This is a genomic window from Bacillus sp. JJ1533, assembly GCF_036965045.1.
Classification (GTDB): Bacteria; Bacillota; Bacilli; order Bacillales; family Bacillaceae_L; genus Ferdinandcohnia.
On sequence record NZ_JBALOV010000025.1, the window covers coordinates 198,795 to 225,508 of the forward strand.

Sequence of the window (26,714 nt, forward strand, 5' to 3'; positions counted from 1 at the left end):
CTCCCCTTCCAAAAATTAGAATAATTTACTATTTCAGTTTAATTAAAATAGAGGCAATAGTCAAACAATTATAAACAAATTTCACCTAAATTCCAAAAATAAAAAGAAGAAGCATCATTGTTTTTAACACATTGTGACAAACATCTCTGTATTCTGTGAAATTTTTTTCAAAAGGAATGTGAAAATTCCTGCGCACCTGCTATTTCACAATAAATTCAATTTTATTTCGTAACATACTAGTTCCTTTTGCAGTTGGCCAAACAACAAGTGAATATTCGCCGCTATCTAAACGAGGAATCCGTATATCAAAAGATAATGATTCATTTGGTGCTATTGATATGTCTTGTATTACTTGTAAAAAACTTTTTCCATCCGAATACCTCGTTACAAGGTTTCCGCTTTTTTCATAAATTTCATAATCATATCTTTGGCTTGAAGTAAAATGTAAAATTCGTTCTTGCTTACCGATATTTTTTATTTCAAAGGTAAATTCGTTGTTTCCCTCTTTATCCTTTTTGGTCAAGGCAGTTTCAAAATCTAACATCTCTAAGTCCCCTTTTATACTTTTTTTCACTGTTCCTGAAACAGCTAAAGGTTTTTGTGATTCACTTTTATCTACAAGAATCTCAGGGTTTTTTACAGCTATTTTTTGATGATTTACTTCTTGTTTATTCCAAATAAAAATACCGACTAGTAGGCAAATAAATCCGAAACCTATTCTCCAAAGTACTTTTTTCATCTTCGTTTTTTCCTCCTATCTTTTAAAAGTCATTACCACATAGAATAGTCAAAAGATTTGATGTTAAAATTATGTCTATTTATAATATAAGAATGGACATATGATATATCAATCGTTATGATAACTTTTCGCACGTAACTGGAGGTTAAAAAAGCTATGCTTTTACAATATCATACCGTAAAAGGGTATGGAGCACATGAAATCGTGATACAAAAGTCACGGTTTATCGCCTATACAAACCGCGCTACAACTGAAGAAGAAGCTCAGGAGTTTATCGCCCAGATTAAGAAAAAGCACTGGGACGCAACACATAATTGTTCTGCCTACCTGATAGGGGAAAAGGACCATATTCAAAAAGCAAACGATGATGGTGAACCGAGTGGAACTGCCGGGGTACCCATTCTAGAGGTACTCAAGAAAAAACATTTAAAGGATACTGTCGTAGTCGTAACAAGGTATTTTGGAGGAATAAAGCTAGGTGCGGGTGGTCTAATCCGGGCTTATGGAAAGGCAACCTCTGAGGGCCTTCAAGCATCCGGAATCGTAGAACGAAAACTAATGAGGGTTATGCATACAAAAATTGATTATACGTTATTAGGAAAAGTGGAAAATGAGCTTCGTTCTTCCGTTTATCAATTAAAGGAAATCCATTATCTCGGTGATGTTGAAATCGAAGCATATGTAGAAGAGGAACAAAAAGAGAAGTTTAGGGAATGGATGATAGAGCTTACGAATGCAAAATCTGATATTTCTGAAGGTAGCGTAACATACTTAGAAACGGAAATGTAACAAGGAACCATACAAGCATGAAGGGCTGCCAAAGTCTTAATTGACTTTTGGGACAGCCCTTTTTATTGTCTTCCGAATACTTTTCGATAAAACTTATAAAGGTGAAACCTCTGATGCACGATACCTACAAGCTCTGCAATCACATGAATTAAAATAATTAAACCTGCAACAACAAGCAAGGCAACACGTATAGTGGAAGTTGAAAGTAAGATCGCAAAGACAGCAAATAAAATACCAAATCCGTAAATCACAATGACTGTATTCCGATGAGACAAGCCGAGTGCCAGAATTCGATGGTGTAAATGCTGTTTATCAGGTGCTGAAATCGGCTTTTTGTTTAGAACCCTTCGAACAATCGCAAACGCCGTATCAAAAACCGGAACCCCTAAAATAATAATTGGAATGATGAAACTAAACAATGTCACACTCTTATATAGCCCCAATAGGGATAGGATGGAAATCGAATAACCTAAGAACAGTGCTCCGGTATCCCCCATAAAAATTTTCGCAGGGTGGAAATTGTAAAATAAAAATCCAATCGTACTGCCAAGTAAAATGAGAGATAAGACTAGAATTAACTCTTTTCCAGCAAATGCAGCCATCACTGCGATCGCGGCAATGCCGATTGAAGAAATACCAGCTGCTAATCCATCTAAACCATCAATTAAATTAATCGCATTCGTTATTCCAACAATCCAAAAAACGGTGATTGGGTAGGATAACCAACCAAGGTCAAGTCGTTCTACCAAAAATGGAATACTTAAAAAGTCTATCTTTAAACCTGTACTCACAATCACTAAAGCAGCAATAATTTGTCCAAGAAATTTCACCTTTGCAGACAACTCATACTTATCATCAAGAATGCCGATAATCACAATGATAATTGCTCCAACAGTGATCCCTGTTACTTTTTCATTATATAGGCCGCCTGCAAAATAACCGGCTACTACACCAGCGAAAATTGCTAATCCACCTAATCTTGGCATAATCTTTTGATGAACCTTTCGGTGATTCGGTTTATCTGTTGCCCCAATTTTAATTGCAAATTTAATAACAAACGGAGTAATAATCAGGACTGTGACAAGTGAAACAAAAAAAGGTATTAATAACGCAATGTCCATAATTAAATCCCCTTACTTTAATTGGTATGATTAGTTTAACACTTCAGCAATATTAAAAACACTGAAATATATGTAAAAAGAGTACGTACGGAATAAACTACCAGTATAGCAAACTATAAAAAAGGGCAGCGAACTGCTACCCATTCGTATCATTCATTGAAGGTATTTGTGTTGTTACATCTAATTCGAGATGATCCTTTAACACCTGTTGCAAATTAGCTAACTCCGTTATATCCGGATCATAGTAATAAATTCTATTCAGATAGAGGTCAGTACCTTGAATGGTTAACCTTTCCATATTACTTGATTTGATACCTGAATATGTTTTAATAATGCTTAACATATCTTGGGAACTAAGGTTTGTCCTCATATTATCACTAACATGATCCAAGATATCATCATATTTCAATAAAAGAGTCTGCGGTGAAATCTGATCCATTAATGCAGCTATTACCTGTTGCTGTCTTTCAGCACGTCCTATATCACCTCTTGGATCCTGCTTTCGCATTCGAACATACGCTAGGGCCTCTTCACCATTAAGCTTTTGAGTTCCCTGTTTAAAATAAATTTTATCGTAATAGCCGACTCCAACATTCGTCTCCCAAAAATCAAATGGAACATCAACGGTGACACCACCAAGTTCATCGACAACTTTTTTAAACACATCAAAATTAATGGTCGCAAAGTAGTCAATTGGAATATCCAAAAAATTTTCAATTGTGTCAATGGACATATCTGGTCCACCAAATGAATAGGCATGGTTTATTTTATCTACTGTTCCATAGCCAACAATCTCTACCCTTGTATCCCTTGGTATACTAACTACTTTAACTGTTTTATCAGCAGGATTTAAAGTGAAAATCATAATTGTGTCTGAACGACCATTTGCCCCGGCATCTACATAATTTTCAACACCAAACAGGGCAATTGAGATTGGCTTCTTTTGAAGTTGGACTGGCTGTTCACGCTTTTCAGAGTGTGTCCCTCTCTCTAATTCGACATGTGTCTGTTTTACCTGATTTAACGCATCGTAAATTAAGTAACCTGCACCCAATAATAGAATAACAAGAAGTGAGAAGAAAAATTTAAGGACTCTTTTGCGTTTTCCTTTTTTCCTTTTTTCCGTACGATTTTTAGCCTTCATTAAAATTGTCTCTTCCTTTCAAAAAGCACCATTGAAAAGCGCAGAATAAGCATTCGCCTTTCAATCCTTCCCCCATTTAATTTGAAGAACAGAAGAGCGCCCATTTGAATTTATATAACGTTGCTTTAATTAATCTTTGTAATAACATGAAGAGTATGTGCCTTATAAATTGCCATCTCGATTAAGAGCTTACCAAAAAGCAATTATCCTCTTGTTGCATTCTTTTGAAGAACATTTTCTAAATACTGTAGGACTTCCTCACGTAAGCCATCTCTTTCCAAGGCAAAGTCAACTGTCGCTTGAATAAAACCAAGCTTATTTCCAACATCATAACGATCTCCAATAAAATCATAAGCAAGGACAGATTGTTGTTTATTTAACGTATTAATCGCATCAGTTAATTGAATTTCTCCGCCTGAACCTGGCTCTTGTACAGCAAGTATATCAAATATTTCAGGTCGTAGAATATATCTACCCATAATAGCTAAGTTAGATGGAGCTTCACTAATTGCTGGCTTCTCCACGAATCCATCTACAGGAATGACACGGTCTTCTGGAGAAGAACCTTTTGGTGCAATGATTCCGTATTTTGAAACATCCTCATCTGCAACATTTTGAACGCCAACAACTGATGAATGATAATGATTATAAACATCAATCAGTTGTTTTAATGCTGGTTCTCCAGTTGTTTTTACAATATCATCCCCCAAAAGAACGGCAAATGGTTCATTTCCTATGAATCGGCTTGCGCAATAAATAGCATGCCCTAGTCCTTTCGGTTCCTTTTGACGAATATAATGGATATTAGCTAAATTTGTGATTTGTTGAATTTCTTTCAATATCTCAAATTTTTCTTTTTTAACTAAGGTTTCCTCTAATTCATACGATTTGTCAAAGTGATCCTCGATAGCACGCTTTCCACGTCCACTTACAATAATAATATCTTCAATACCTGAAGCAACTGCTTCCTCAACAATATACTGAATTGTAGGCTTATCCACAATTGGCAGCATTTCCTTTGGTTGTGCTTTTGTTGCTGGAAGAAATCTTGTACCTAGCCCGGCAGCAGGGATTATTGCTTTTCTTACACTCATCTTTATAACCTCCACAGATTCAAAACGAATAAACCATGTTATTTTGAATAGTATTCTTTATACCACTTAACAAATTTTCCAAGCCCCTCATCAATCGAAGTGGATGGATTAAATCCAATATCTTTTTGAAGTTCAGCGATATCGGCATAGGTAGCTTCAACATCACCCGGTTGCATTGGCATAAATTCAATATTTGCTTTCACACCAAGATGGTTTTCTAACGTTTGGATAAAATCCATTAAATTTTCTGGTTTATTATTTCCGATATTGTACACCTTATAGCGTGCTTTGCTATTAAATCCTGCACCCTTATCAGCGACAGAGTTCTCCTCTGGAATTCTTGGGATTAAACGTACGATTCCCTCAACAATATCGTCGATGTATGTGAAATCACGTTTCATCTTACCATCATTGAATACGTTGATTGTTTTTCCAGATAAAATATTTTTTGTGAAAGAAAAATAGGCCATATCTGGTCTTCCCCAAGGTCCGTACACAGTAAAGAATCGAAGTCCAGTAACAGGAATCCCGTATAAATGACTATACGTATGTGCCATTAATTCATTTGATTTTTTTGTTGCTGCATAAAGGCTTACCGGGAAATCTACCTGGTCTTCTACAGAAAACGGCATCTTCTTATTCGCACCATATACAGAGCTAGAAGAAGCATAAATCAAATGATCAACAGGATAATGTCTACACGCCTCAAGAACATTTAAAAAGCCGCTAATATTTGATTCAATATACGCATATGGATTTTCCAGACTATATCGAACCCCAGCCTGTGCAGCCAAATTGATTACAGTTGTAATTTTATGATTTTTAAATACCTCAAATACTCCATCACGATCAGCTAGATTTACCTCATAAAAGGTAAAACCTTGTTGTTCCTTAAATAATGTTAAGCGATCCTGTTTTAATGACATTTCATAATAATCATTCATGTTATCAAGACCAATTACTTCTTTACCTTCTTTTAAGAGTCGTTCGGATAAATGATACCCTATAAAACCTGCCGCCCCTGTAACCAAAATTGCCATTTCGGATACCTCCTACTGTTTGCTTATTTAATTTTTTGTCTTGGATCAATTTTTTCACTATATTTTAAGATTAGCTTTGTAATCCCTGCGGGCATGATTCCTAACACAAGCGGAATACTTACTGCTGTAATTCTTTCCAGCAATGAGGCCTTAATTAGCTTGGTTCCACCTATACGGATTTTGGCATCTAGCATTCGATGCTTAAAGCTTCTCTTTTTTGCATGATTAGGGTTCACACGATATTTCATATGGATTTCAGGAATATTAGCCATGGTTAGACCTGCCCCTAAGAAGCGATACCAAAGGTTAATATCTTGAGCAACGCGAAATCTTGTGTCATACCCACCAATGCTCTTTACATCCTTCGTTCTCATCATCACACTTGGATGTATCATTGGGCTTGCTTTGATAATCATTTTTCTGATGTCTTCATGTTTTATTGGCACTTTCCGCACCTTTATAAAGTTTCCGTCATCATCAAAGTCCTCTGCCCAGGTTCCAACAATGCTGACATTTGGATGTGCGTCCAAAAACTCAACCTGTTTTTCAAACCGCTGGGGAAGACATGCATCGTCTGCATCCATTCTCGCAACAAGTTCTGTATCTACTTCTTCTAAAAGCTCATTTAAAGTTACAGTGAGTCCTTTATTTTCTTCGTGGATTCCCAAGAACTGAATTCTTTTATCTTTTTGAGCCCATTTTTCGACAAAAGATACAGTGTCATCGCTTGAACAATCATCTATTATTTTTACGACAAAATTTTCATACGTTTGATTAAGAATACTTGTAAAACATTCATCTAGGTACTTCGCACAATTATACGTAGCCATTATAACCGTGATGCGCGTTGAATCATTCATACGTCGACCTCGCAATTTTTTTGTTGGGCAATGTATCCCATTGTTATTAGTATTATTTGTCACAGGATGTTTTTTCTTTTACGACAAATTCTTACAAATAATTATTTATTATAACACAAAAAAAAGATAGATGATAAAAACCAACTATCTTTTCTGAACTTGTCTATCCCTTTGAACCGACGGTTCCAAATAATAAAACTTTTATCTTATGGAACATGGTAATCATCGGCTTATAATTTTTACTAATAAGAGACAGTTTTTCAATCATAAATTCGATTACAATTAATAATAAGATAAAAATAAGGGAAGACCCTAGTAAATTAGCTTTATAGAAAAGGATAGCTGAGCCTCCAAAGAAAGTCGCAATGCCGTATATCATCAACACAGCCTTACGGTGAGAAAACCCTACGGCTAATAAACGGTGATGCATATGGTTTTTATCTGGTGCCATGATACCTTGTCTATTTATTTTTCTGCGTATAATTGCAATAAGTGTGTCAATAATAGGAACAGCTAGAATGATAATTGGAATAACTAATGTTACAAAAGTTACCTGTTTTAATCCAATTAATGACATCACAGAAAGCAAGAATCCCAATAATAGTGATCCGGTATCCCCCATAAAAATCTTTGCTGGATGGAAGTTAAAAAACAGAAAACCTAGTGTACTGCCAATTAACCCAATTGCCAATAATGCTGAGACTTCATTTCCAATAATGAGGGACATAATAAAGATTGAAGTTAACGCAATAATGGAGACTCCAGCTGCTAGGCCATCTAGTCCATCAATTAAGTTAACCGCATTTGTGATCCCTAATATCCAAATAAAAGAAACCAGAAAAGCAATCCACCAGCTAATTTGAATATCCTCGGAGAAAAACGGGATGGTAATAACCTTAATCTGTAAACCGTTAAACAAAACAATAAGTGCCGCAATAATTTGGCCCGCTAATTTTTGAATCGGTTTAATTTCAAATTTATCGTCTAGGATACCTGTCACAACAATAATTGTTGCCCCGACCAGAATACTCCAAGAAACATCCTCAAAAAAAGACATCATAATAAAAGTAATCACAAATCCAAAGTAGATCGCTAAACCGCCTAGACGTGGAATGGTGTTAGTATGAACCTTACGCTTATTTGGAACATCAACTGCACCAATTTTATGAGCAATTTTAATGACAAAAGGTGTAAGTATAAAGCTTACGGCAACGCCTATTATAAATAGAAGCAGATATTGTAAAGTGTACATTTTTCACACCTCTAAGGGTCAGTTATTGTAATAATTCATCGAAAAAGATTTCTAAACTCGAACCAAAGCTATGATATCACACCAATACATCGACGTCTATACAATTTTTCAAGGAAGAAAGTCATCTCAAGGCTCTTCATATCCTTTCGAATACTCGATATCGTTTTTGGGGGAAGCTCTTTTTGGTGTATCCACTATCATTAGACGAAAGGTATTTCAATAAGTTACAACTAGACGATTTCCATTTTTACTTTTCCGGTTTTTAAGATTGTAATTACCTTATGAAAAAGCAAACAGAACGTATCTGTTTGCTTAGTTAACAATCTTATTATAGATTTCCATATAGTTTTCAGACATTTTTTTAGCGCTTAAGTGATATTCGATAATATCTAATGCCGCTTGCTTCATTTCATCCTGGTTTAAATCAAGAATCTGATTGAGCTTGTTTACAAATTCAGATTCATCTCCTAAAACAAACAATAAACCTGCTTTCGTATTTAATTCAAGCATTTCCTTATGTGGTTCAATATCAGACAATACTGCTGGCAAACCGGTTGCAAGTGCCTCTAATATGGAGTTTGGCAATCCTTCAGCCTTTGAAGCAGAGATACAAAAGTCTGCTCCTCTTAAATAGTCATTCACTCGATCCGTTCTACCAAGGATATGAACCGAATCTTCATTTTCAACAAGTTGTTCACATTCGGAGCGCAGTGGACCGTCCCCAACCATAACAAGGTAGCCATTCTCCTTAAGTTTACTTTTTAAGAAACCCTTTATTACGAAAAGTGGATCCTTTCTTGTACTTAAGTGTCCGACAGAGACATAGACCTTTTTATCCTTAGGAAGGTTCAACTCATTCTTAATTAACTCTTTTTCCTCAGGTGTGGCCGGAAAGAAACGATCGGTGTCTACTCCATTTTTCACCGAATAAAGTTTAATCCCATGCTCGCCCACCATTCTTGCAATACTATCTGAACAGGCAACTGGTGCAGATAATTTCTGAAGAATATTTAAGTGAACCTTAGCCATAATCCAACCTTTTATTTTACCGTACGTCATCACATAATCCGCATAAGGATAATTTCGAAGTGTTGCAACGTTTGGGTATGGGAGATAGGTAGCTGAAATATAATCTGCACGTATCCCTTGGGTATGAACAACATCAGGATTAAATTCTTCTAACATTTTCTTTACAACTTTATGAGCATTTACCACACCTTGTAATCTTGACAGTCCCACCGTTTTTACAGGAATCCGATGTTGAACAAACTTGTCCCACAAGGACTCCTTTGGTTCTGGAGATAATGTAATGACCAATACCTGATGTTTTTCCTTATCGATATTTTTTACAATATTGAAAAGCTGGTTTGTAGGACCTGCTAGCTTTAGGGTCGACACAATATAAGCAATCTTCATCTAGTACACCTCTAAGTGAGACTTCTAATTTCTACTTCTTCTTTTGCAACGTGTTTTCGCATTTCCCGCTCACACATACCAATCACCATTGATGAAATGAGAACCAGCACCATCTTTGTCATAATTGTGGTTGTAAGCGAACCTAGAAATACGAACATAATCATAAATAGACCAAAGGCCATAAAAGGCTTGTGTTTTAGTTTTCTTGCACGATAGTAAAAAACAAAGAATGGCATCGCAAGTAACAGATAACCCACCAAACCAAATTGTAGAATTCTCATTACAAACTCACTATCGATATAACTAATACCCAATGAACTCAAAGTATCCATCGTAAGTCGTCCGCCAAATAAGAAATTTAGCACATTCGCTTGTTCATCAAACAGCCAGCCAAACATATCTAGACGATGTTCGATCGAATGACTGCGAAAGCCATTCCCATAATATAAATCCTCTAGTGTTAGATTAATCCACCAATTAAAGAATGGACTAATAAAGTAAAGAGCCACAAACAGCCCCATAACAACAATGAGAGCACTAACTGCTCTTACGATTTTCCTCTTAATTGATTTCCCTTTAAGGATAAATGATATCCCTTCAATGAAGAGAAGAATTAAAAGTGCTGCTCTTCCACTCGATGCCACAATTGTTATCAAGGATAAACCTAAAAACCAATACTTATACTTTGGTATCTTTACAGAAAGATATTTACCAATTAAGTAAATGGTGAAGCTTAACAATGATGGGTGAACCAACAATCCGGATGGTCTTGAAATGATGGCACTGATGGCAGTCGAAGGACTTGCAATCGGACCTTTCGCATATAACTCATAATACACCTTTATAAAATGAGAAAGGGAAGGTACTATGAATATGGCTAATACAATCAGGATATTCACATAAAAATAGACTTTTAAAATTTCGATGTTATTTTTACTATACATAAAAATTAAGATTAAAAACAAATAGAAAAGTGGAAATGTAAAATATGAGAGATCTTTTATCGATAAATTTCCCTCAAACAGATATAAGACGACTGCGTGAATAATAAAATAAGCAGCACTGAGAGATAGCCCAACTGTATATTCTATTGGAATAATACTTTTTAGTGAATTTACCTTTATCGGAAAAAGCATCTTTCTTTGTTGAATGACAAAGAGGATGAACCCAATAGGTAAAATTAACAACAAGGGCATATTAAAAATTTCGATGATTGGAAAAAGCACAATAAAAATGATACCTATTATAAACCACATAAGCTCCTCCAGAATGTAAGTATATAAGGAGCCCAGCCTTCCATCTGGAAGACCGGCTTGATCCTTATTTTACCTTTCGTAATACATCAATAAAATCAATCACGATTTGACTTTCTTCTTCATCTTTTAACTCGACTAATTTCTTATCCTGACTTTCAAAAAATAAAGTAAGGATTTCATCTATTTTTTCTTTATCTACAACCTGTAGCATCGTGACCAGGTTCACCCAATCAATGGTTGGTTCATACTCTTTGTACAGTTGTGCAATCTCCGTACCTTCATCAAATTTATTATTGTAATAAAATTCTATTGCGAGAATCATACCAATAATACGATCAATGTCAGCCTCATAAACCTCAGCCATTTTGTTAAGTTTCGTAATCGCCTCATCAACTGAATCTCGTTTTAATAGTGACTCGACATAGATCATGTCAAGATCAAGATTAGGCTCATACAATCTTGTGTATACACTGTACCATTCATCAAGTCTTTCAAAGTTTTCTTTATAAAAATTATACTTTGATAACTCGAACACCACTTCCTCAGTTGGTTCAAGATCTGCTAAAGCTAATAAATACGGCAGTTTTTTGCGCAAGATTTCAAATTCATCTAAATCCTGGTTCATCACTGGTATTAGACGATTAACCATACGTATACTATGAACATCCCTTGGGTCATTTGCAATATTGTTACGATACTGCTTTAATGCAGGACCAAAGCGGGAACTTAAAACCATTTTATCTGCTTCCGTTAAATTACGAGCACCTAGGGTAAAAAACGGAAGGTTCCCGGTATTTTCTTTCCCTAACCGATACCCATTACTTCTCGATAGCAGCTTTCCATCTTTATCATAAGCCGTCACATACCAATAAAAAGTCAATTCAGGGTTTGAAAAACCTAATAAGGAGTTCGCATTCACATTATTATTGGAATATTGCACAAGGTTAATGGCTTGAAGCTCACTTGTTGTGATATCAAATCTATTAGTTGGAATTTTTTTAAACAAGAGCTTGCTTGAGGCACCATTGAATCCAAAACTCATGTCATAATAGGCTGCACCTTCAACCTCTTCCCACTTAAATGTGACATCGTCACCTCTAATAATTTCATCATTTGTTGGTGAAATTAAATTTAATAACGGTCTAAACACAACATCATACACAGTGTTTTCTTCATGAACCTCAATCGTATCATAGTTATTAATTGGCCACGTCCAGCCCTCACCTTGGTTGAATGTTATCCCAACGATTATTTTATAAAATCCTTCTGGAACGCCATCGAATTGATAGGAGCCATCTTCACCTGTGATGACGTTATATGTGTACAAGCTCCGGTTCTTCGAATCATTAGCACCAACTAAAATAAGATTGACATGACTAAGGGGAGTACCATCACTTCTCTTAATTGTTCCTCTAACAGTCGACAATCCTGCATCTATTCTCTCAGAGAGTTGAGTTAGCCCCTGATATTCTCTAAATACTTTGCTGTAATCCTCATTTTCCTTATTTTCTTCAAAGGCTGCAATTCCTTCGTTAATACTCGCCAATGCTTGTTCCTTTTCGCCTAACCGCATTGCGATTTCAGCATCAAAAACAGATAAGCCGACAAATGATGGAGTATCCTGCATAACTTCTTTTACACCTTGAATGATTTCCTGAGCCTCTTCGATTTGTTCGTATTTAAGAAGCTGTTGTGAAAGGGCAAGCTGCATATCCAGATAATTTGGATGATCTGTGTCAAATCTTTCAGCTGCTCTTTTTAGCACCTCAATCGATGCTTGCCCATCGAGATTACGATCATAATAGGAAGCTAGCTGCTTAGCTCCCTTCAATAGAAACTCGTCTACTGGGCCATTTTCAACATACTCCTCAATATATGGCTTTGCCTCTTCTAATGAAGAAAATTCAATCGAAGAATGACGTGGCATATTGTAGCCAGATGGTACAATATAAAAATCATAGCTATCAGAATAGACCTCTTTTATTATAAAGTCCCTAATGACAGCATACCGGTCTTCACTAGCTAGGTCAGACTTCAATAACTGCTCAACCCTCGTTAAACCAGCTTCATTACCGCTATTTAACATTTGGCTCGCATTCCGTGCATCCCATTTAGGCTTCAGAGTGAATCCAAGAATCGGAGTGATCAATAGTAAGGCTATTAAAACGTATAGAATATATTTTACTTTAATCGTTAATCTCATTTTTCTTCCTCTACCTTTGTTAATTGATCATTCCAATAAATATTAACGCCCGATTCCACTAGATTTTGTTTATACTTGGTGTTTTGAATGGAAGGTTCCGTAATCGGCATTAAAAATACAGATAAAATAACCCCCACAACCAAGATTCCAAACACAGTGATTGGAACAACCGAGATACTTAACCTTTTATCAAGAATGCCTTTCTCTTTCCGATTGGTTTGTTTACTCATTTGTGTATCCTCCAATAAACGAACTTGAAAACTACGGCCTTACCTTTTCGTTAAGCCGGCTGCTGCTCGGGCTGTCTTTTCTTTGCTGCTTGTAAGACAAAATAAATTAATAAGCCATTATAAATCGCACCAACAATACTATAAAGGGCGATGCTTCCGAGGTCTGTAAAATACATCCCCCCGATAACAAGGGCAATTGCCCGAAATACAAAAAGACCGATTTCATAATACATGAGTTGTTTTTGAAAACCATAGATTTGTGCGACAACAAATGCAGGTGAATTGACAAAGGCAAAAAACAACCAAGAAATCATCCATTGCGCATAAGCGCCACCATCATACCATTCTGCTCCCAAAACAAAAGCGAAAAGCGGAGGTCCAAATAAAATCACGACTATCGATGGAATTATTCCGATTCCAAATAACCCAAGTGTCGCTTTTCTTAATAATTTATACACATTTTGCCCGTTATTATAAGCCTCTGAGCTTTTTTGGAAAAACACTTGTTTCACCGATTGTGTAATAAGGGTGATTGGCATGCTCAAAAGCCGATGCGAAAGGGAATACAATCCAACCGCTTCCGGACCAAAGTAAAAGGCTAATAAAAATGAAGGAATGTTTTGCGATACCGCATTAATAAAAGCCTGTGGTGAGCTATATTTTGGGAATTCCGCGTATTCTTTTGCAAGCTCTTTTGTGCGTTGGACCTGAAAAGAATCCTTAAATAATGTTTTATATTTTTTTAAAATTTGAACGGCAAGAGCAAAGGATGCTACTACCTGTCCAATAATGTATCCTGAAACAAGTCCAACTGGTCCAGCATTTACAAAAGCAACGGGTATTTGTACCCCAACTGTACCAACAGAACGAACGCTTCTAGAAATAGAAACTTCTCCAAAATGCTTCGTACGTGTAGACCAATAATTGAGACTCTGATAAATCCCCGTAGCAAAAATACTGATTGGGATCCACCATAGCCATGGCTTTAGATTTTCTGCATCAATTACTTTTACGAACCAATCACCGAAAAACAGAATTAAGATTGCTGAAAATAGAGAAGTAAGTACGACGCAAAATGCTGAAAGCATCATCACATTAACAGCGTCTTCATCCTTTTTCGGTAGAACAATAGCTAATTCGTACCTCCATGTTGCTACGACGGAAAGGATAATCACAATTGATGTAAATAAAGTAAATATACCATATGCATCAGGTGTGTAGAGCCTACTCAGTATGGGCGCTGCAGCAATTAAGATACCTTGGGATATGGCAGTTCCAGACATTAAGACTGCAACATTTTTTGTAAATGAACCTTTTCGAAACACGAAGACACCTTCTTTTGCTGTACATAACCAATAGGGTTAATAAATTCTTTTACTTAACCGTGTAGCTAAGCCCTTTGGAAATAACAGTACGATTGCTTTTATGTTTGGATAATTGATATAACTCTTCATCGAGAATCGAAGAGATCGAATATAGCTTTTTTTGTATACCGCTTTAGCCACATGAAGAAACCTTGACGATTTAAATCTCCTTTTTACTTTTGGAGATAATTGTTCTAACTCGTCCTTATACTTTTTCATCATGTAATTGACAACAAACTTATGATAATTGCCTTTTCCACCAATGTGTAAGTCCGGATTCCGATAGACTGAATAGCGGACATTGTACTTCGAATCATGATCAACACTCGTTAATTTGCAGAATCGTATCCACAAATCATAGTCTTGCATGGCAGGCAAATTAACATCAAATCCTCCAACTTCCATAAACAATGATCTTTTTAGAGCAACTGATGATGTTGTTCCTATATAATTATCATAAAAAATATGAGGGAATAATTTCCCTTTCATAACAGGAGTAATTTTTCGAATCGGTGTAGACCGATCATCTTCATATACGACAATTCTTCCCGAGTAGACTAGACCTACCTCAGGCTTAGCCTTAAACACGTTAAGTTGATCTTCCACTTTCGTAGGTTCCCATATATCATCGTCGTCAAGAAACATTAAAATATCGCCGGTTGAACGATTGGCTCCATGATTTCTTGCAAAACAAGCCCCTTTTTTCTGTTTTAGGTGCTCGATGAGAAGCGGTATCCCATTTGTACCATAACTTTGAAGTAACTCTTCAATATCAGGGCTATTTCCATCAATTACAACGATTACTTCGTAAGGCTTTACGGTTTGATTTATTACACTATTTAACGTTAATAGGAGAGAATCTGGTCGGTTATGCGTCGGTATTATTACTGATACAGTGTACATAAAAACATTCACCTAGCCCTACTCTTCTTTTTCATTCCTGCAAAACTACCTTTTCATATTCTAAAACTGCCGCTTGTGCTTCCATTTGACGTAAATGGGTAGTCAAAAGTTCCTCATCAAATGCATATTGATTCGTAAGCCTCTGTTCAATGGCTTTCGCCAATGCATCCACATCACCTACTGGCTCAAGGCTACCTAACCTGCCATCTAATAGAATTTCACTAGGGCCACATTGACAATTCGTTGACACAATCGGTGTTCGAAGTGCTAATGCTTCAACCAACACATTACCGAAGCCCTCTAATTTAGAAGAGGATACAAGCAAATCAGCATTTTTTATATAATAATACGGATTTTTTTTATATCCCGTGATGTCCACTACATCACGAATCTCATAGGACTGTATTAATGATTCCATATCTTTTTTTATCTTTTCCTTGCCATCTCCCACAATGATCAACCTTGCCTTTGTCCTTTTGACCACCTTCGCGAATGCATGAATGAGAGTTGGATAATCCTTTGCTTCTACTATCCGACCAACTGCAACAACGGCTGGAATCGAGCGATTCTCTTGAAGCCAAAGATGTTCTTGATCCTCATTAGCCAATTCATAGATTTCTTCATGAATAACTGGATTATAAATAACCTTCACTTTCTCAAGTGGGTAGTTTAAAAATTTGCTAGAAAGCGCTGCTACACATTTTGAAACGGCAATAACTGCATCTGCCTGTTTAAAAACCCTTCTTAATAGGAATGGATAAAAACGTTGAATAAAGGTTCTTGGATGCTCATAAGAGTATTGTAAATTAGTATGGATGCTTAAAACAAGCTTTGTGTCGGTATTTGTTAATATTTTAGCTAAACCCGCAACAATATTCGCATTATCTAATGCTGATAATAATACATCAGGTCGTTTTTCTTCAATATATTTCTTCAACGCAAGAATACTGCAGAAGGTCCTTTTACTTTGAAGATCCACTACCGTAACGCTGGGTGAAACCATTCCTGCCAAATCGCCCTCTTTGGAAATAACAACTAGATCGACATCATGTCCCCGTTCCGAAAGTCCATTTGCAATAGAAATCATCACCTTTTCTGCGCCACCAATGGTTAGCCGCGGGATAAAGAGTGCAATTTTTTTCATCAGAACCTCCCTCTTTCTATTCTTCACCTTTTAGTATCTTCCTATTTAATAGCTTTCTTAATCTTTTTCTAGAATTAGCGATATTTAAAATAAGAACGAGAAATAGATAAGATAGAAGGCCAATCCCAATCTGCATCGCCAACATACCGGGCCCTATTTTATCTTTAAGTGGCCATAGACACAGACTCATTCCTAATGTGGCAACAAGAATCAGAAAGACATTTTTAGTAGGAAAAGGAAAGCTATACCTTCTACTGATAATGACCCAACTCAATACAACAGCAAGCAAATAGGACAATACCGTTGCCATTGCGGCTCCCTGTAATCCGAACAAAGGAATGAACAGAAAGGTTAAAATGACATTGGCAATCGCTGCAAGCAGGGACGGAATAATTTGAATGGCTGTATTTTGATGGATATGGAACATAATATCTAAACAATAAAGCTTAAATCCCTTTAAGAAGGCTCCCACTGCAATAAATGGGATGAGTGTAAGAGCAATGCTTCTATACTCTTCTCCAAGGACAATCTCAACAATATTCGGGGCTAGCATCATAAACCCTGCTACAGCAGGTATAGAGATAAGGCTTAGCATCGTTGTATTATCCTTGACCCGTTCGTAAGCAGCCTTCACTCCTTTTTCATCCAATGTTTTCATCACGATTGGAAAAGCAGCTAAATTCACAACCATCATTAATGTAAAAATCGTTTGCTCTGATAAATCATAGGTCACTGAATAGTACCCAGTGGAGGTTGTTCCAAGTAAATACGAGATAATCATTCGATCAGAATTATGAATAACAATTCCAAGCAGCAATGTGATTGTTAACGGAAATCCATATTTGAACATTTTTCGTAAAATATCTCGATTAAAAAAAGATAGAGATAGCCCTTTCCAATAGGTGAAGGTTGGAAATAAAAGAGTAATCCAAAATCCAATAAGGATGCCTAAAAGCAAGCCCTTTTCCTTTAATCCAATATATATGAGTAAAGCACCGAACAGAAATCCTAAAGTGGTTCTGCTAAATGCAAGTTTTCCATATTCAATAGGAGACAGTTTTGCTCTTACTAAAGCAAGTGTAAGACTGTTCCATGATTGTGTCCATGAGAGTAAAAGCGTAAAAAACACATATATAGCTATATGTCGAGGTGTTACTTGAAAGCCTATGACAATAAATCCAATCACTGCGGTAATAACAACAATTGCGAGATAGACAATTTTAATTGTTTCTAAAAATTCTCGTTCTTTCTTATAGTACTGATAGTACCGAAGTAGACTTAATTTAATCCATTCAAATAAAAACGCATTGACCAAACTGGCAATCGCAAATACAAGCGCATATATACCATATTCATTTGGTGTCAACAGCCTCGAAAAGATTGCAATACTTAAGAAGCTGATGAGGGCTGGGACTCCGTGGGATATAAAATAAGAAAAAGTGTGTTTCGAAAGCATACCATTAGCCTCATTTATAAAAGAATAAGAAGACTGTCAACAAATGCAACAGTCTTACCTTCCATTACTTTTGAACCGTTTCTAAATTAGCTTCATCCTCGTAACCTTGTTCACCTGTTACTTCAAAGCTTTCTTTTATCATTCCAACAGATGGCGCAAAATATCTTGTATAAATTGTATCTGCTCCTTCAACCTCATCAGTTACCTTTTGGATAACAAGGACATCCTTAAATTCTCCGTATGGCACTTTTAAAGAAGCAGCCTCATCAATTAGCTCCCAATCTGAATTGCCTTCACTTTGAACAAATACATCAATTTCTTCATTTGGTGTAAATGAATCTAGAATGCTTTCAGAAGGATTACTTGGCTCTCTTTCTTCAAACACAAGTGAAATTTCATCAGCTGTCCATTTATAAACTTGAGTAGAAATAGTTCCCCCAATGGCAATGGTCAGTTGTACATATTCATCATTTTCGGCGACAATTTCCTGTGTAAATATTTCTTCGCCATTATTCGTAAAGGTTCTGCTCGTTCCTACCTCTGGACGATATAGAGTATAACCTGCAACCTCTTCAGGCTCTTCTTTTGTCGTTTCTTCCTGCTCGGGAGCAGTCGCTTCTGTTTGTTCTGTCTGATTTTTCTTTGTTGGCTCTTCCTGGTCTTTCACTTGATTATTTGCCGAACAGCCAACTAGCACAACCAGTAATAATAAGGTGTACATCATGATTCTCATTTAAAACATTCCTTTCGGTAAAAAGGGGATTGACAGTCTTACGTCAGTCCCCTTCATTTGTTATCAATGACACACAAATATTTTACCTTTATTTAAGACTTCTCATAATTTCATTTACAATATTGTCTTTTACAACTCCGCCGATAACAGTCACCTTGTCAACATGTTCAGTATCTGCATAATCCATCAAGAAGGATTCAAGATGCCATGGGAAATCATCTCTTACTAGCAATAATGGTGAATGAGTGTGAACTGCAAGTGGTGCAGCCGCTAATGCATCAGGGAAATTCGTTCCTGTTGTAATAAGGATTTCATCAGATTTAACTAATGACTTAAATTCCCAAAGGATAGCTGATAGTGTTTCATAGCGATTCACACCATAAATTCTTTTTGTATTCGAGTTTATGCTCTTAATTTTTGTCTGAACAGTATCAGAAATGACGTCCGGTCCTCCGACAATTACAACCCGTTTCCCCTTAAGCAAAGCAAGAGCTTCATTGGAAATTTCATTTTTGTCAGTTAGGACAATTCCCCAGTCATTTGCAGCTGCGATCGGGGCTACAGCGAGTGCATCTGCATAGCTCTTTCCGTATGCCACAAACACGCCATTTGTTCCACCTAGACGTTCAACGATTTGTTGGTTTGTCTCATATCGGTTTTCACCACTGATACGCTCTGTCTCATATCCTAAAACTTGTATGATCTCATTTTCTATATTCGTAGAAACTGCTTGATCTCCACCAATGATAATCACTTTATTTGGATTTAATCGAACAATTTCATTCTTAGTCGCTTCAACAAACTCAGTCGGCTTCGTTAATAGAATCGGAGCTTTCCCGAATAATCCTGATAATGGACCCGCTGACAAAGCATCTGCAGAATCATTACCAGTTGTTAAAATAACAACTCTTTCACTACCTTCAGGGAATCCATTGGGGTACATCGATTTTGATATTTCAACAGCTGTTTCATATCTGCGTTCCCCTGATAGTTTTTTTACATCTAACACGCGGTCAACCTGAACTCCAGATTGGTTTGTCCAAAGGACTTCATTTGTATTTTTACGGACTACTCTAGAATTAGATTTATGACGTGCAAAGTCTTGAGCATAATTATAGTCGTAAAAGCTTTGGACGACCTCACCACCAACGACCACATCATATTTTGCTGATATGTAATTCGACCACATTGTCCAGCCTTTGTTAAGTGATACAACACGAGAATCTGTTTTATATTTTGCGAAGCGGATCGCATCATCTAAATCATAAAACTTTTCCCACTCACCTTTTGTTTTATGCTGAACACTATAGTTCATTTGTTTTGCAAAAATTGTCTTTTGCTTGTCCTTATCAAAAACCCTATAGGCAGAAGAAGTTTTCTTTGCATATTGGATGGCATCCTCTTTAGATTGGAAGGTTGCTAATTTTTTATCATTTTTATCATAAACATCAAATACTTTAAAATAATTCTTCACACCTTGTGCAATCGCGTTTGCCATCTTCTGCTGATTTGAACTAGACTTGATTAGTTTTTCCTCTTGGCGATTTGTCATGTATCCTAATTCAACAAGAATGGACGGCATTTGCGCATTACGAATCACATAAAAAGCCATGTTACCATGGATTTTCCGATTAATAAACCCAGAGTACTCTACGATACTTGGATGTACGGACTCTGCCAATCTCTTACTATCATCACGATAGTTTAATTGCATAGGGTCTGGCGGATATGCTGAACTATAATGATTTACACTATCATAATAATATGTCTCTACTCCCCGTGCAAATGCGTTTGTACTCGCATTATGATGGATTGAAACGAACACACTATTATCATTATTTCCTTTAGCATATCCATTTGCTTTACTCATTCGTACATCAAAATCTCCACCATCATTTCTTAAATATGGAGCAAATTCGGTATCAGTAGTACGAGTTAGATAAACCTTGATATCTGTTCCTTTCAAGGCATCTCTTACTTTTAATGCGATATCAAGATTCGCATCTTCTTCACAATATCCGGTTTGTTTCCCTGAGTACCCACAGGTTCCTCCAAATTTCCCACCATGTCCCGGATCAACAACAAGCACCTTTTCTGCAAAGCTACTAGCTGGGAATAAAAATAAGAGAAACAGACAAAAAAACAAGAGTTTCCCTATCTTCCCCTTCATTTCGTAACCTCCTCTTATTCTACAAAAATCACTATATTTCAACATTATAGCATCGTTTTTTATATTTTAGTAGGCATATGAGCTGAAATTCCCATTAAAATCCACCAATTCTACTATAAACATGTCGAAACGTGTAAGACGACAATGAATAAAAATTATCACTTAAGAAGGATTCGGGCGAAACACTTTGTAGGTTACCCCTTCAAAACTCCTAGAACAAAATAGACCCCCTTACCTTCAATCGTAAGAGAGTCCATGGAATCATTAATAATAGGATTTTGAACCTAGGTATCTGTCTTTCCAATAGCTAATATTAAGATTTGCAATCGTTACACCTGTGGATGAACCAGCATGGATAAATTCGTTATTTCCTAAATAGATCCCTGCATGTGTTGGTCCTTCTTTATCATAGGTTTTCTCAAAAAACACAATATCCCCTACCTGTGGCGAACTCACACTCGTGCCAGCATTCCATATACTCGCAACCGTTCTTGGAAGCTGAATTCCATGCTTCGCAAAGACGTAATTTAAATAGCCACTACAATCAAAACCATTTGGTGTTGTGCCGGCCCATAGATAAGGTGTACCCATTAAGGACTTCGCGGTTTTGATAAGGTCGGATGTGAGGTCGTACGTAAAATGCTGAACTACTTTTTCAGAAACAGCCGCAGCCCCACCAATAATCGCAACATCTGTAACAGTGATTTGATTTAGAACACTATTAACAGGTGCCGGTACCTCATCTGGTCTTACAAGTAAAATAGCAGAATCCTTTTTCGCTGCTAAAAGAGACCCTGTTAACGCATCTGCAAAATCCTTCCCAGTAGCTAAATAAACTGGAGTTAGATTGGATGGGGAAAGCTGTTTTACAACTCTCGCAGACGTTGTATAGCGATCCTCACCTGAGATTCTAGTTGGTTTATTCAGTTGTTCATAGACTTTGTCAGAAATGACGGATGTACCTCCGACTACAATGGTCCTTTCATACTTCTCTAACGCCTGCTTTACTTCTTTTGGAATGCTGCTATTTGTCACAAGAAAAATAGGAAGTTTATTTTTAGCGGCATAGGCTGCTATTGATAAACTATCCGGAAAATTCCCTCCAAAAGCAACGATTGCAGTGTCAGCAGTACTTCCAAGCCTCTCCGCAATTTTAACGGAAGTATCGTAGCGCGTTTCCCCACTTATCCGTTCAACTTTTAACCCCAAATTAACAAGTTCCGTTTCAACTGTCGTTGATATCGTCGCAGTACCACCTAGAATAAGAACCTTGCTTGCTCCTAATCTAGTAATCTCACTTTTGGTTGCACCAGGAATCTCGTCCTTTTTCGTTAATAATATCGGCGCATTCAACGCGTAAGCCAGAGGTGTTCCAGTAAGCGCATCTGGAAAATTAGTACCCGTCGCCAACACGACCGTATCTGCTGTAGACCAACCTTCCTTTGAAACCTTAACTGCTGTCTCATACCTATTGTTTCCACTGATCCGCTCAACATTTATTTCAGCAGCTGAAGTTAGGCTTGGAACGCCAAGAACCAACAATATACCCACTAATATACAAACAATTAATCCACTTCTTTTTTCCATGCTACCTCCTACCAAAATTAGATATTATTCTACATATATAGTGAAAGTATAACACGAGGGTAAGAAAGCAAACATTAACAATATGTAACAATTTGTAGATGTGTGTACCTCTAGCCAAAAGAAAAGACTGCCATTAAGGCAGCCTTCTTTTACTTCAAGATAATCTCTTGCAGATTGCTTCTTGTTGTTTTGGAAATCGCAGCTTCCCCACCTAAATAGTGAATATAAGGAATGTATGAGATTTCAGAATTGATATAGTTTCTAACTTCATCCGGCACTTTATCTCTTCTAACAAGGATAATTGGTGCATCGTATTTAGCCGCCAATACTGAACCAGGAAGAGCATCAATAAAGTCTGTGTTTTCTCCTCTCGCAAAGAAGATATTGCGAGGGTCAAGGTTTAATGTTTCTACAATCTTCACACTTGTATCAAATCTGTTCAAACCACTGATTCTAGTAACATTACTAGAGCCAACAATGGATTTTAATCGATTTTCTACATTACTTGAAATGGCAGCATCTCCACCAATAATGGTTATCTTTTTAACCCCTGAATTTTGAATGTAGTTTAGAACAGAATCCGCAGTACTATCCTTTTTCGAATAAAGAATCGGAATTTGTTCTTTCGCTGCATATGACGCAATGGAAAGAGCATCTGAAGATTTTTCGCTGTCAGTTGTAACAATTACCTCTTTACTAGAACTTGCTATTTCATTCGCAATCGCAACAGACGTATCTGCTCTCCATTTTCCATTAACTCGCTCTACATCTTTGGTGTATTTGTTTTTTAGTTGATTTTCAACATTTGAAGAAATCGCTGATGTTCCACCTAAAATATAGATCTTACTTGGTCTAAATTTGTCTAATGTTTTAAGAACTGATTCATCAATCTTGTCCGTTCTTACGAGCAATAATGGAGCATCATGTTTTTTCGCTAACACACTTCCTGTAAGTGCATCTACAGGATTATCTCCTCTACCAAGTACAACCGTTTTAGCTGATGACCATCCATAGTTTGCAATCGCCGCACTCGTATCATAACGAGTCTCACCTTGAAGTGAGCTGTTAATAGATTGGTAGATAGTATTATCCCAGCTTGTACCTTGATAATAGAAATCTAGAATTTGCTTAAAGCTTCTACCTTCTACAGCTTGTTGCTGGGAACCATATTGACTAAGACCAATGCCATGGCCAAAGCCATCGCCTTTAACCATGTACTTTGTTCCGTCAAATTTAACTTCTTTTACGTTAGGGCTTTTGAAAACAGACGTTCCAAAATAGCTTCTAAGAGTATTGGTTTTTGAGGAAATGGTTTTAGTATGCAATTTTAATTTGCCATTTTCCATGACAAAGCCGTCTTTCCCCTTAACAAAGTACTTTACTTTGAAAGATCCTGATAAAATATCATGCGCATCAAAAGGAGGCGTGTCAAAGGTCATATCTGAGACCTCTACAATTTTAAGATTTGCACCTTTTAAATTATTATCTACTACAATCATTCGTTGTTTCATTGCTGATGTTATAGACTTATCTTTTTCATTATAAGGAGCATCTTCTTTATCCCACCAGTCTGATGGCTTTTCAAGGTCAAGCTTGGAGATATCCATTTGTTCTTTATTCACAGAGAATGACCAATTCATATGTGCTCCAGTTTTCGCACTATAAGGGTCATTTCGTTTTGTCAAATATGGATAATTTGATAAACTAGTGCCCCAAGAATTGGTTACAGAAAGCTGTGTTCCACCGTTTGTTGAAGAATAATAGGCTTCGATTGGCTTTCCTTTGTATGTTAGGATTTGTCCCTTTGTCGCATTAATCGCAATCGTTGTATCACGATATTTTTGGTAATTCTGATTCCACCATGTATAACCTTCATACACTTGGAAATCGGTTGTATCATTGATGATTCCGTCAAGTTGACCAGCTTTCTTATATAAAGCATAGCTTCTTGCCGCTACAGCTTGTGCCTTATATGCTTCCAAATGCCAGTTTGCAAGCATTTCACCTGGTACAACACCCTTTAAATAGTCCTCTAAAGGAAGGGTATTCATTGGACGAACCGTGTTTGTTCCACGATTTTCCCAATAAAAAACCATTTCACCAAGATATCTGCGTCCGTCAATTGTAATATAATTATCTGTCCCATATTTTACGGGCTTGGTTTGTAATCTTTCATAGGATTTGATTTTTGTGCTTCCATTATATAGAGCAACATTTTTCCCATCCAATTTAACCTTATACGTATTTCCCTCAGTTAACGTGTTGGAGTCTCCGACAATTTCATACGTACCTTTTACTGTTACAGTAATTTCAGATTTGTTACCTATATAATTCCGTAGTACTACTGAAATATCGTTATCTGTACTCGCACTTGCTGTATTCACAACAGCTAGTGAGACAATGAGCACAAATACGAATGCCGAAAAACACGTCAGTAATTTCCTCGTCACTATATCTCCTCCTATTATAGTAAATTTAATAAATCCTAATATAGCATAACAAAAATTTACATAGTAGACTATAATTCTACAAATTTATTTTCCCTATTTTTATATAAGAGTCTTACAATCAAATTTATGGGAGTTAATTAATCATTTATAGGTGATTTTCGCAGGTATTTTGAAGTATTTCCTCAGAAATTGTTGAATGATGGGTATTAAAGATAAGGATAAATTGTACCTAAATAATATAGTCTTTTCGAATCTATCCAAACCTTCTTTTGGGCAATTATAATGTATGTAACGGTATAAAATTATTCATTTTTTACCAAAATGAATGTTAGTGGCTTTATAGGGAGGACATTATGACCAACTTTGAAAAAGTAACCATTCTAATACCCGCTTATAATCCTGACACTAAGTTACTTCAACTAGTCAAGGACATTAAACAAGCAAATTTCAATCAGATTATTATTGTTAATGATGGCAGTTTGCCTGACTCTACTCAGATATTTGATGCTCTTATTGATACTGAAGGATGTGTCATTCTTAAACATGGAGTTAATCTAGGAAAAGGACGTGCATTGAAGACTGGATTTAATCATTTTTTAAATCACCATACAGAATCTGTAGGAGTAATAACAATTGATGCAGATGGCCAGCATTCTGTTGAAGATATGAAAAAAATCGCTAAACAATTAATAAATGATCCTTACAGTTTAGTTTTAGGAGTTAGAGATTTTTCTGCTGAAAATATCCCTTTTAGAAGTCGATTTGGTAATGTGTTAACAAGGAATGTGTTTAGATTTATAGGCGGAATTAAAGTAACGGATACCCAGACTGGATTAAGAGGAATTCCAAAACACTTTATAAAAGATCTGATGAATGTGAGTGGCGAGAGATTTGAATTTGAAATGAATATGCTTCTTGAATGTAAAGCGAAACAAATTAATATTGAAGAAGTTGGTATTGAAACAATTTACATAGAAGAAAATAAATCATCACATTTTAATCCTATCGTTGACTCCATCAAAATATATACTGTTTTTATTAAATATGCTTTTTCTTCACTTTTTTCTTTTGGATTAGACATCTTTTTGTTTACTATTTTTTCTATCTTGTTAAAAGAATTAATTCCTATATATTTTATTTTTGTGGCAACAATCGGAGCAAGAATACTCTCATCTCTCTTTAATTACACAGTTAATAAAAATATTGTATTTAAATCCAATTCAAAATACACTTTGTATAAATACTACTTTCTAAGTATCTGCCAGATGCTTGTATCTTCATATGGAGTATATTTGCTCTATCTTACTTTTGGTGATGGCGAAGTTGTCATAAAAATCATCGTGGATACACTACTATTTGTTATTAGTTTCTACATTCAAAGAGTGTGGGTATTTAACAACCAATCAGGTCGTTCCGAGGTGGTAGTTCGTGATTGATACTTACATTAAATTGGGGCTACTGGTAATCTCATTAATAGGTTGGGGGTTACTTGTTAGGGTTAAGTTGAAAATGCAGGCTGCCTTTATTCCTATCTTTGTATTTTCATTTATCACGTCCATGTGTTTTTTTGCAGGACTTTTAAACTTCTTGCCTCATATGGTTTATTTTTTATTCTATTCAGGAGTAGTACTTTTCGGGATCTTTGCATTATTACGTCTTAAGAATAGGATTCAAATCACAAAGCTGATTGTGCCGTCCACAGTCAGTTTTATCATTTTGTCATTTTTACTGATGGTACTACTACGTGGAATGATTTATCTGCA

Annotated in this window: 21 protein-coding genes; 2 read left to right on the forward strand and 19 right to left on the reverse strand. The window is 36.3% G+C overall.

All coding sequences use genetic code 11. The annotated features are described in order from the left end of the window. Window positions 1–199: 199 nt before the first annotated feature. Window positions 200–739, reverse strand: coding sequence for a BsuPI-related putative proteinase inhibitor (locus tag V7138_RS12920; RefSeq protein ID WP_335397934.1), 540 nt, complete (start codon window positions 737–739; stop codon window positions 200–202). Between the two features lie 156 nt (window positions 740–895). On the opposite strand from V7138_RS12920, the gene V7138_RS12925 reads away from it, so the two are divergent. Further along, window positions 896–1,528, forward strand: a complete 633-nt coding sequence (locus V7138_RS12925) for a YigZ family protein (protein ID WP_335397936.1) — start codon at window positions 896–898, stop codon at window positions 1,526–1,528. A 62-nt stretch (window positions 1,529–1,590) separates the two neighbouring features. Here V7138_RS12925 and V7138_RS12930 read toward each other — a convergent pair whose 3' ends face one another. From V7138_RS12930 to V7138_RS13015, 18 genes are all read right to left on the reverse strand, one after another. After that, window positions 1,591–2,649, reverse strand: a complete 1,059-nt coding sequence (locus tag V7138_RS12930; protein WP_335397938.1) for a glycosyltransferase family 4 protein — start codon at window positions 2,647–2,649, stop codon at window positions 1,591–1,593. Window positions 2,650–2,785: 136 nt separating this feature from the next. Continuing rightward, complete coding sequence (locus tag V7138_RS12935; protein ID WP_335397940.1) at window positions 2,786–3,793, reverse strand: LCP family protein; 1,008 nt, start codon at window positions 3,791–3,793, stop codon at window positions 2,786–2,788. A gap of 203 nt (window positions 3,794–3,996) precedes the next feature. Continuing rightward, window positions 3,997–4,887, reverse strand: coding sequence for a UTP--glucose-1-phosphate uridylyltransferase GalU (gene galU / locus V7138_RS12940; RefSeq protein ID WP_335397942.1), 891 nt, complete (start codon window positions 4,885–4,887; stop codon window positions 3,997–3,999). A gap of 38 nt (window positions 4,888–4,925) precedes the next feature. Further along, entirely contained in the window at window positions 4,926–5,927 is a 1,002-nt protein-coding gene (locus V7138_RS12945; protein WP_335397945.1) for an NAD-dependent epimerase, read from the reverse strand. Window positions 5,928–5,950: 23 nt separating this feature from the next. Next, a complete protein-coding gene (locus V7138_RS12950) occupies window positions 5,951–6,787 on the reverse strand; it encodes a glycosyltransferase (RefSeq protein WP_335397947.1) in 837 nt (278 codons plus the stop codon). Window positions 6,788–6,950: 163 nt separating this feature from the next. Beyond that, window positions 6,951–8,039, reverse strand: coding sequence for a glycosyltransferase family 4 protein (locus tag V7138_RS12955; RefSeq protein ID WP_335397949.1), 1,089 nt, complete (start codon window positions 8,037–8,039; stop codon window positions 6,951–6,953). A 312-nt stretch (window positions 8,040–8,351) separates the two neighbouring features. Continuing rightward, entirely contained in the window at window positions 8,352–9,455 is a 1,104-nt protein-coding gene (locus V7138_RS12960) for a glycosyltransferase family 4 protein (protein WP_335397951.1), read from the reverse strand. A gap of 11 nt (window positions 9,456–9,466) precedes the next feature. Then, on the reverse strand, window positions 9,467–10,711 hold the full coding sequence (locus V7138_RS12965; RefSeq protein ID WP_335397953.1) for a hypothetical protein: 1,245 nt from the start codon (window positions 10,709–10,711) through the stop codon (window positions 9,467–9,469). A 64-nt stretch (window positions 10,712–10,775) separates the two neighbouring features. After that, window positions 10,776–12,914: a hypothetical protein gene (locus V7138_RS12970; RefSeq protein WP_335397955.1), complete on the reverse strand. Its 2,139-nt coding sequence runs from the start codon at window positions 12,912–12,914 to the stop codon at window positions 10,776–10,778. Then, on the reverse strand, window positions 12,911–13,144 hold the full coding sequence (locus V7138_RS12975; RefSeq protein WP_335397957.1) for a hypothetical protein: 234 nt from the start codon (window positions 13,142–13,144) through the stop codon (window positions 12,911–12,913). Before V7138_RS12975 ends, V7138_RS12970 begins: the two co-directional genes overlap by 4 nt. Before the next feature lie 50 nt (window positions 13,145–13,194). Then, on the reverse strand, window positions 13,195–14,469 hold the full coding sequence (locus tag V7138_RS12980) for a lipopolysaccharide biosynthesis protein (RefSeq protein ID WP_335397959.1): 1,275 nt from the start codon (window positions 14,467–14,469) through the stop codon (window positions 13,195–13,197). Window positions 14,470–14,505: 36 nt separating this feature from the next. Beyond that, complete coding sequence (locus tag V7138_RS12985; RefSeq protein ID WP_335397961.1) at window positions 14,506–15,411, reverse strand: glycosyltransferase family 2 protein; 906 nt, start codon at window positions 15,409–15,411, stop codon at window positions 14,506–14,508. 31 nt (window positions 15,412–15,442) lie between these two features. Continuing rightward, window positions 15,443–16,555 (reverse strand): glycosyltransferase, encoded by a 1,113-nt coding sequence (locus V7138_RS12990; RefSeq protein WP_335397963.1) that lies wholly within the window; start codon window positions 16,553–16,555, stop codon window positions 15,443–15,445. A gap of 16 nt (window positions 16,556–16,571) precedes the next feature. Further along, a complete protein-coding gene (locus tag V7138_RS12995) occupies window positions 16,572–18,011 on the reverse strand; it encodes an oligosaccharide flippase family protein (protein ID WP_335397965.1) in 1,440 nt (479 codons plus the stop codon). A 64-nt stretch (window positions 18,012–18,075) separates the two neighbouring features. Further along, entirely contained in the window at window positions 18,076–18,744 is a 669-nt protein-coding gene (locus tag V7138_RS13000) for a hypothetical protein (protein WP_335397966.1), read from the reverse strand. A gap of 88 nt (window positions 18,745–18,832) precedes the next feature. Continuing rightward, entirely contained in the window at window positions 18,833–20,914 is a 2,082-nt protein-coding gene (locus V7138_RS13005; protein WP_335397968.1) for a cell wall-binding repeat-containing protein, read from the reverse strand. A gap of 264 nt (window positions 20,915–21,178) precedes the next feature. After that, window positions 21,179–22,501, reverse strand: coding sequence for a cell wall-binding repeat-containing protein (locus tag V7138_RS13010; protein WP_335397970.1), 1,323 nt, complete (start codon window positions 22,499–22,501; stop codon window positions 21,179–21,181). Between the two features lie 149 nt (window positions 22,502–22,650). Then, complete coding sequence (locus V7138_RS13015) at window positions 22,651–24,951, reverse strand: SpoIID/LytB domain-containing protein (protein WP_335397972.1); 2,301 nt, start codon at window positions 24,949–24,951, stop codon at window positions 22,651–22,653. 353 nt (window positions 24,952–25,304) lie between these two features. Here V7138_RS13015 and V7138_RS13020 point away from each other — a divergent pair, with 353 nt between their 5' ends. Further along, a complete protein-coding gene (locus tag V7138_RS13020; RefSeq protein ID WP_335397974.1) occupies window positions 25,305–26,387 on the forward strand; it encodes a bifunctional glycosyltransferase family 2/GtrA family protein in 1,083 nt (360 codons plus the stop codon). Window positions 26,388–26,714 lie beyond the last annotated feature (327 nt).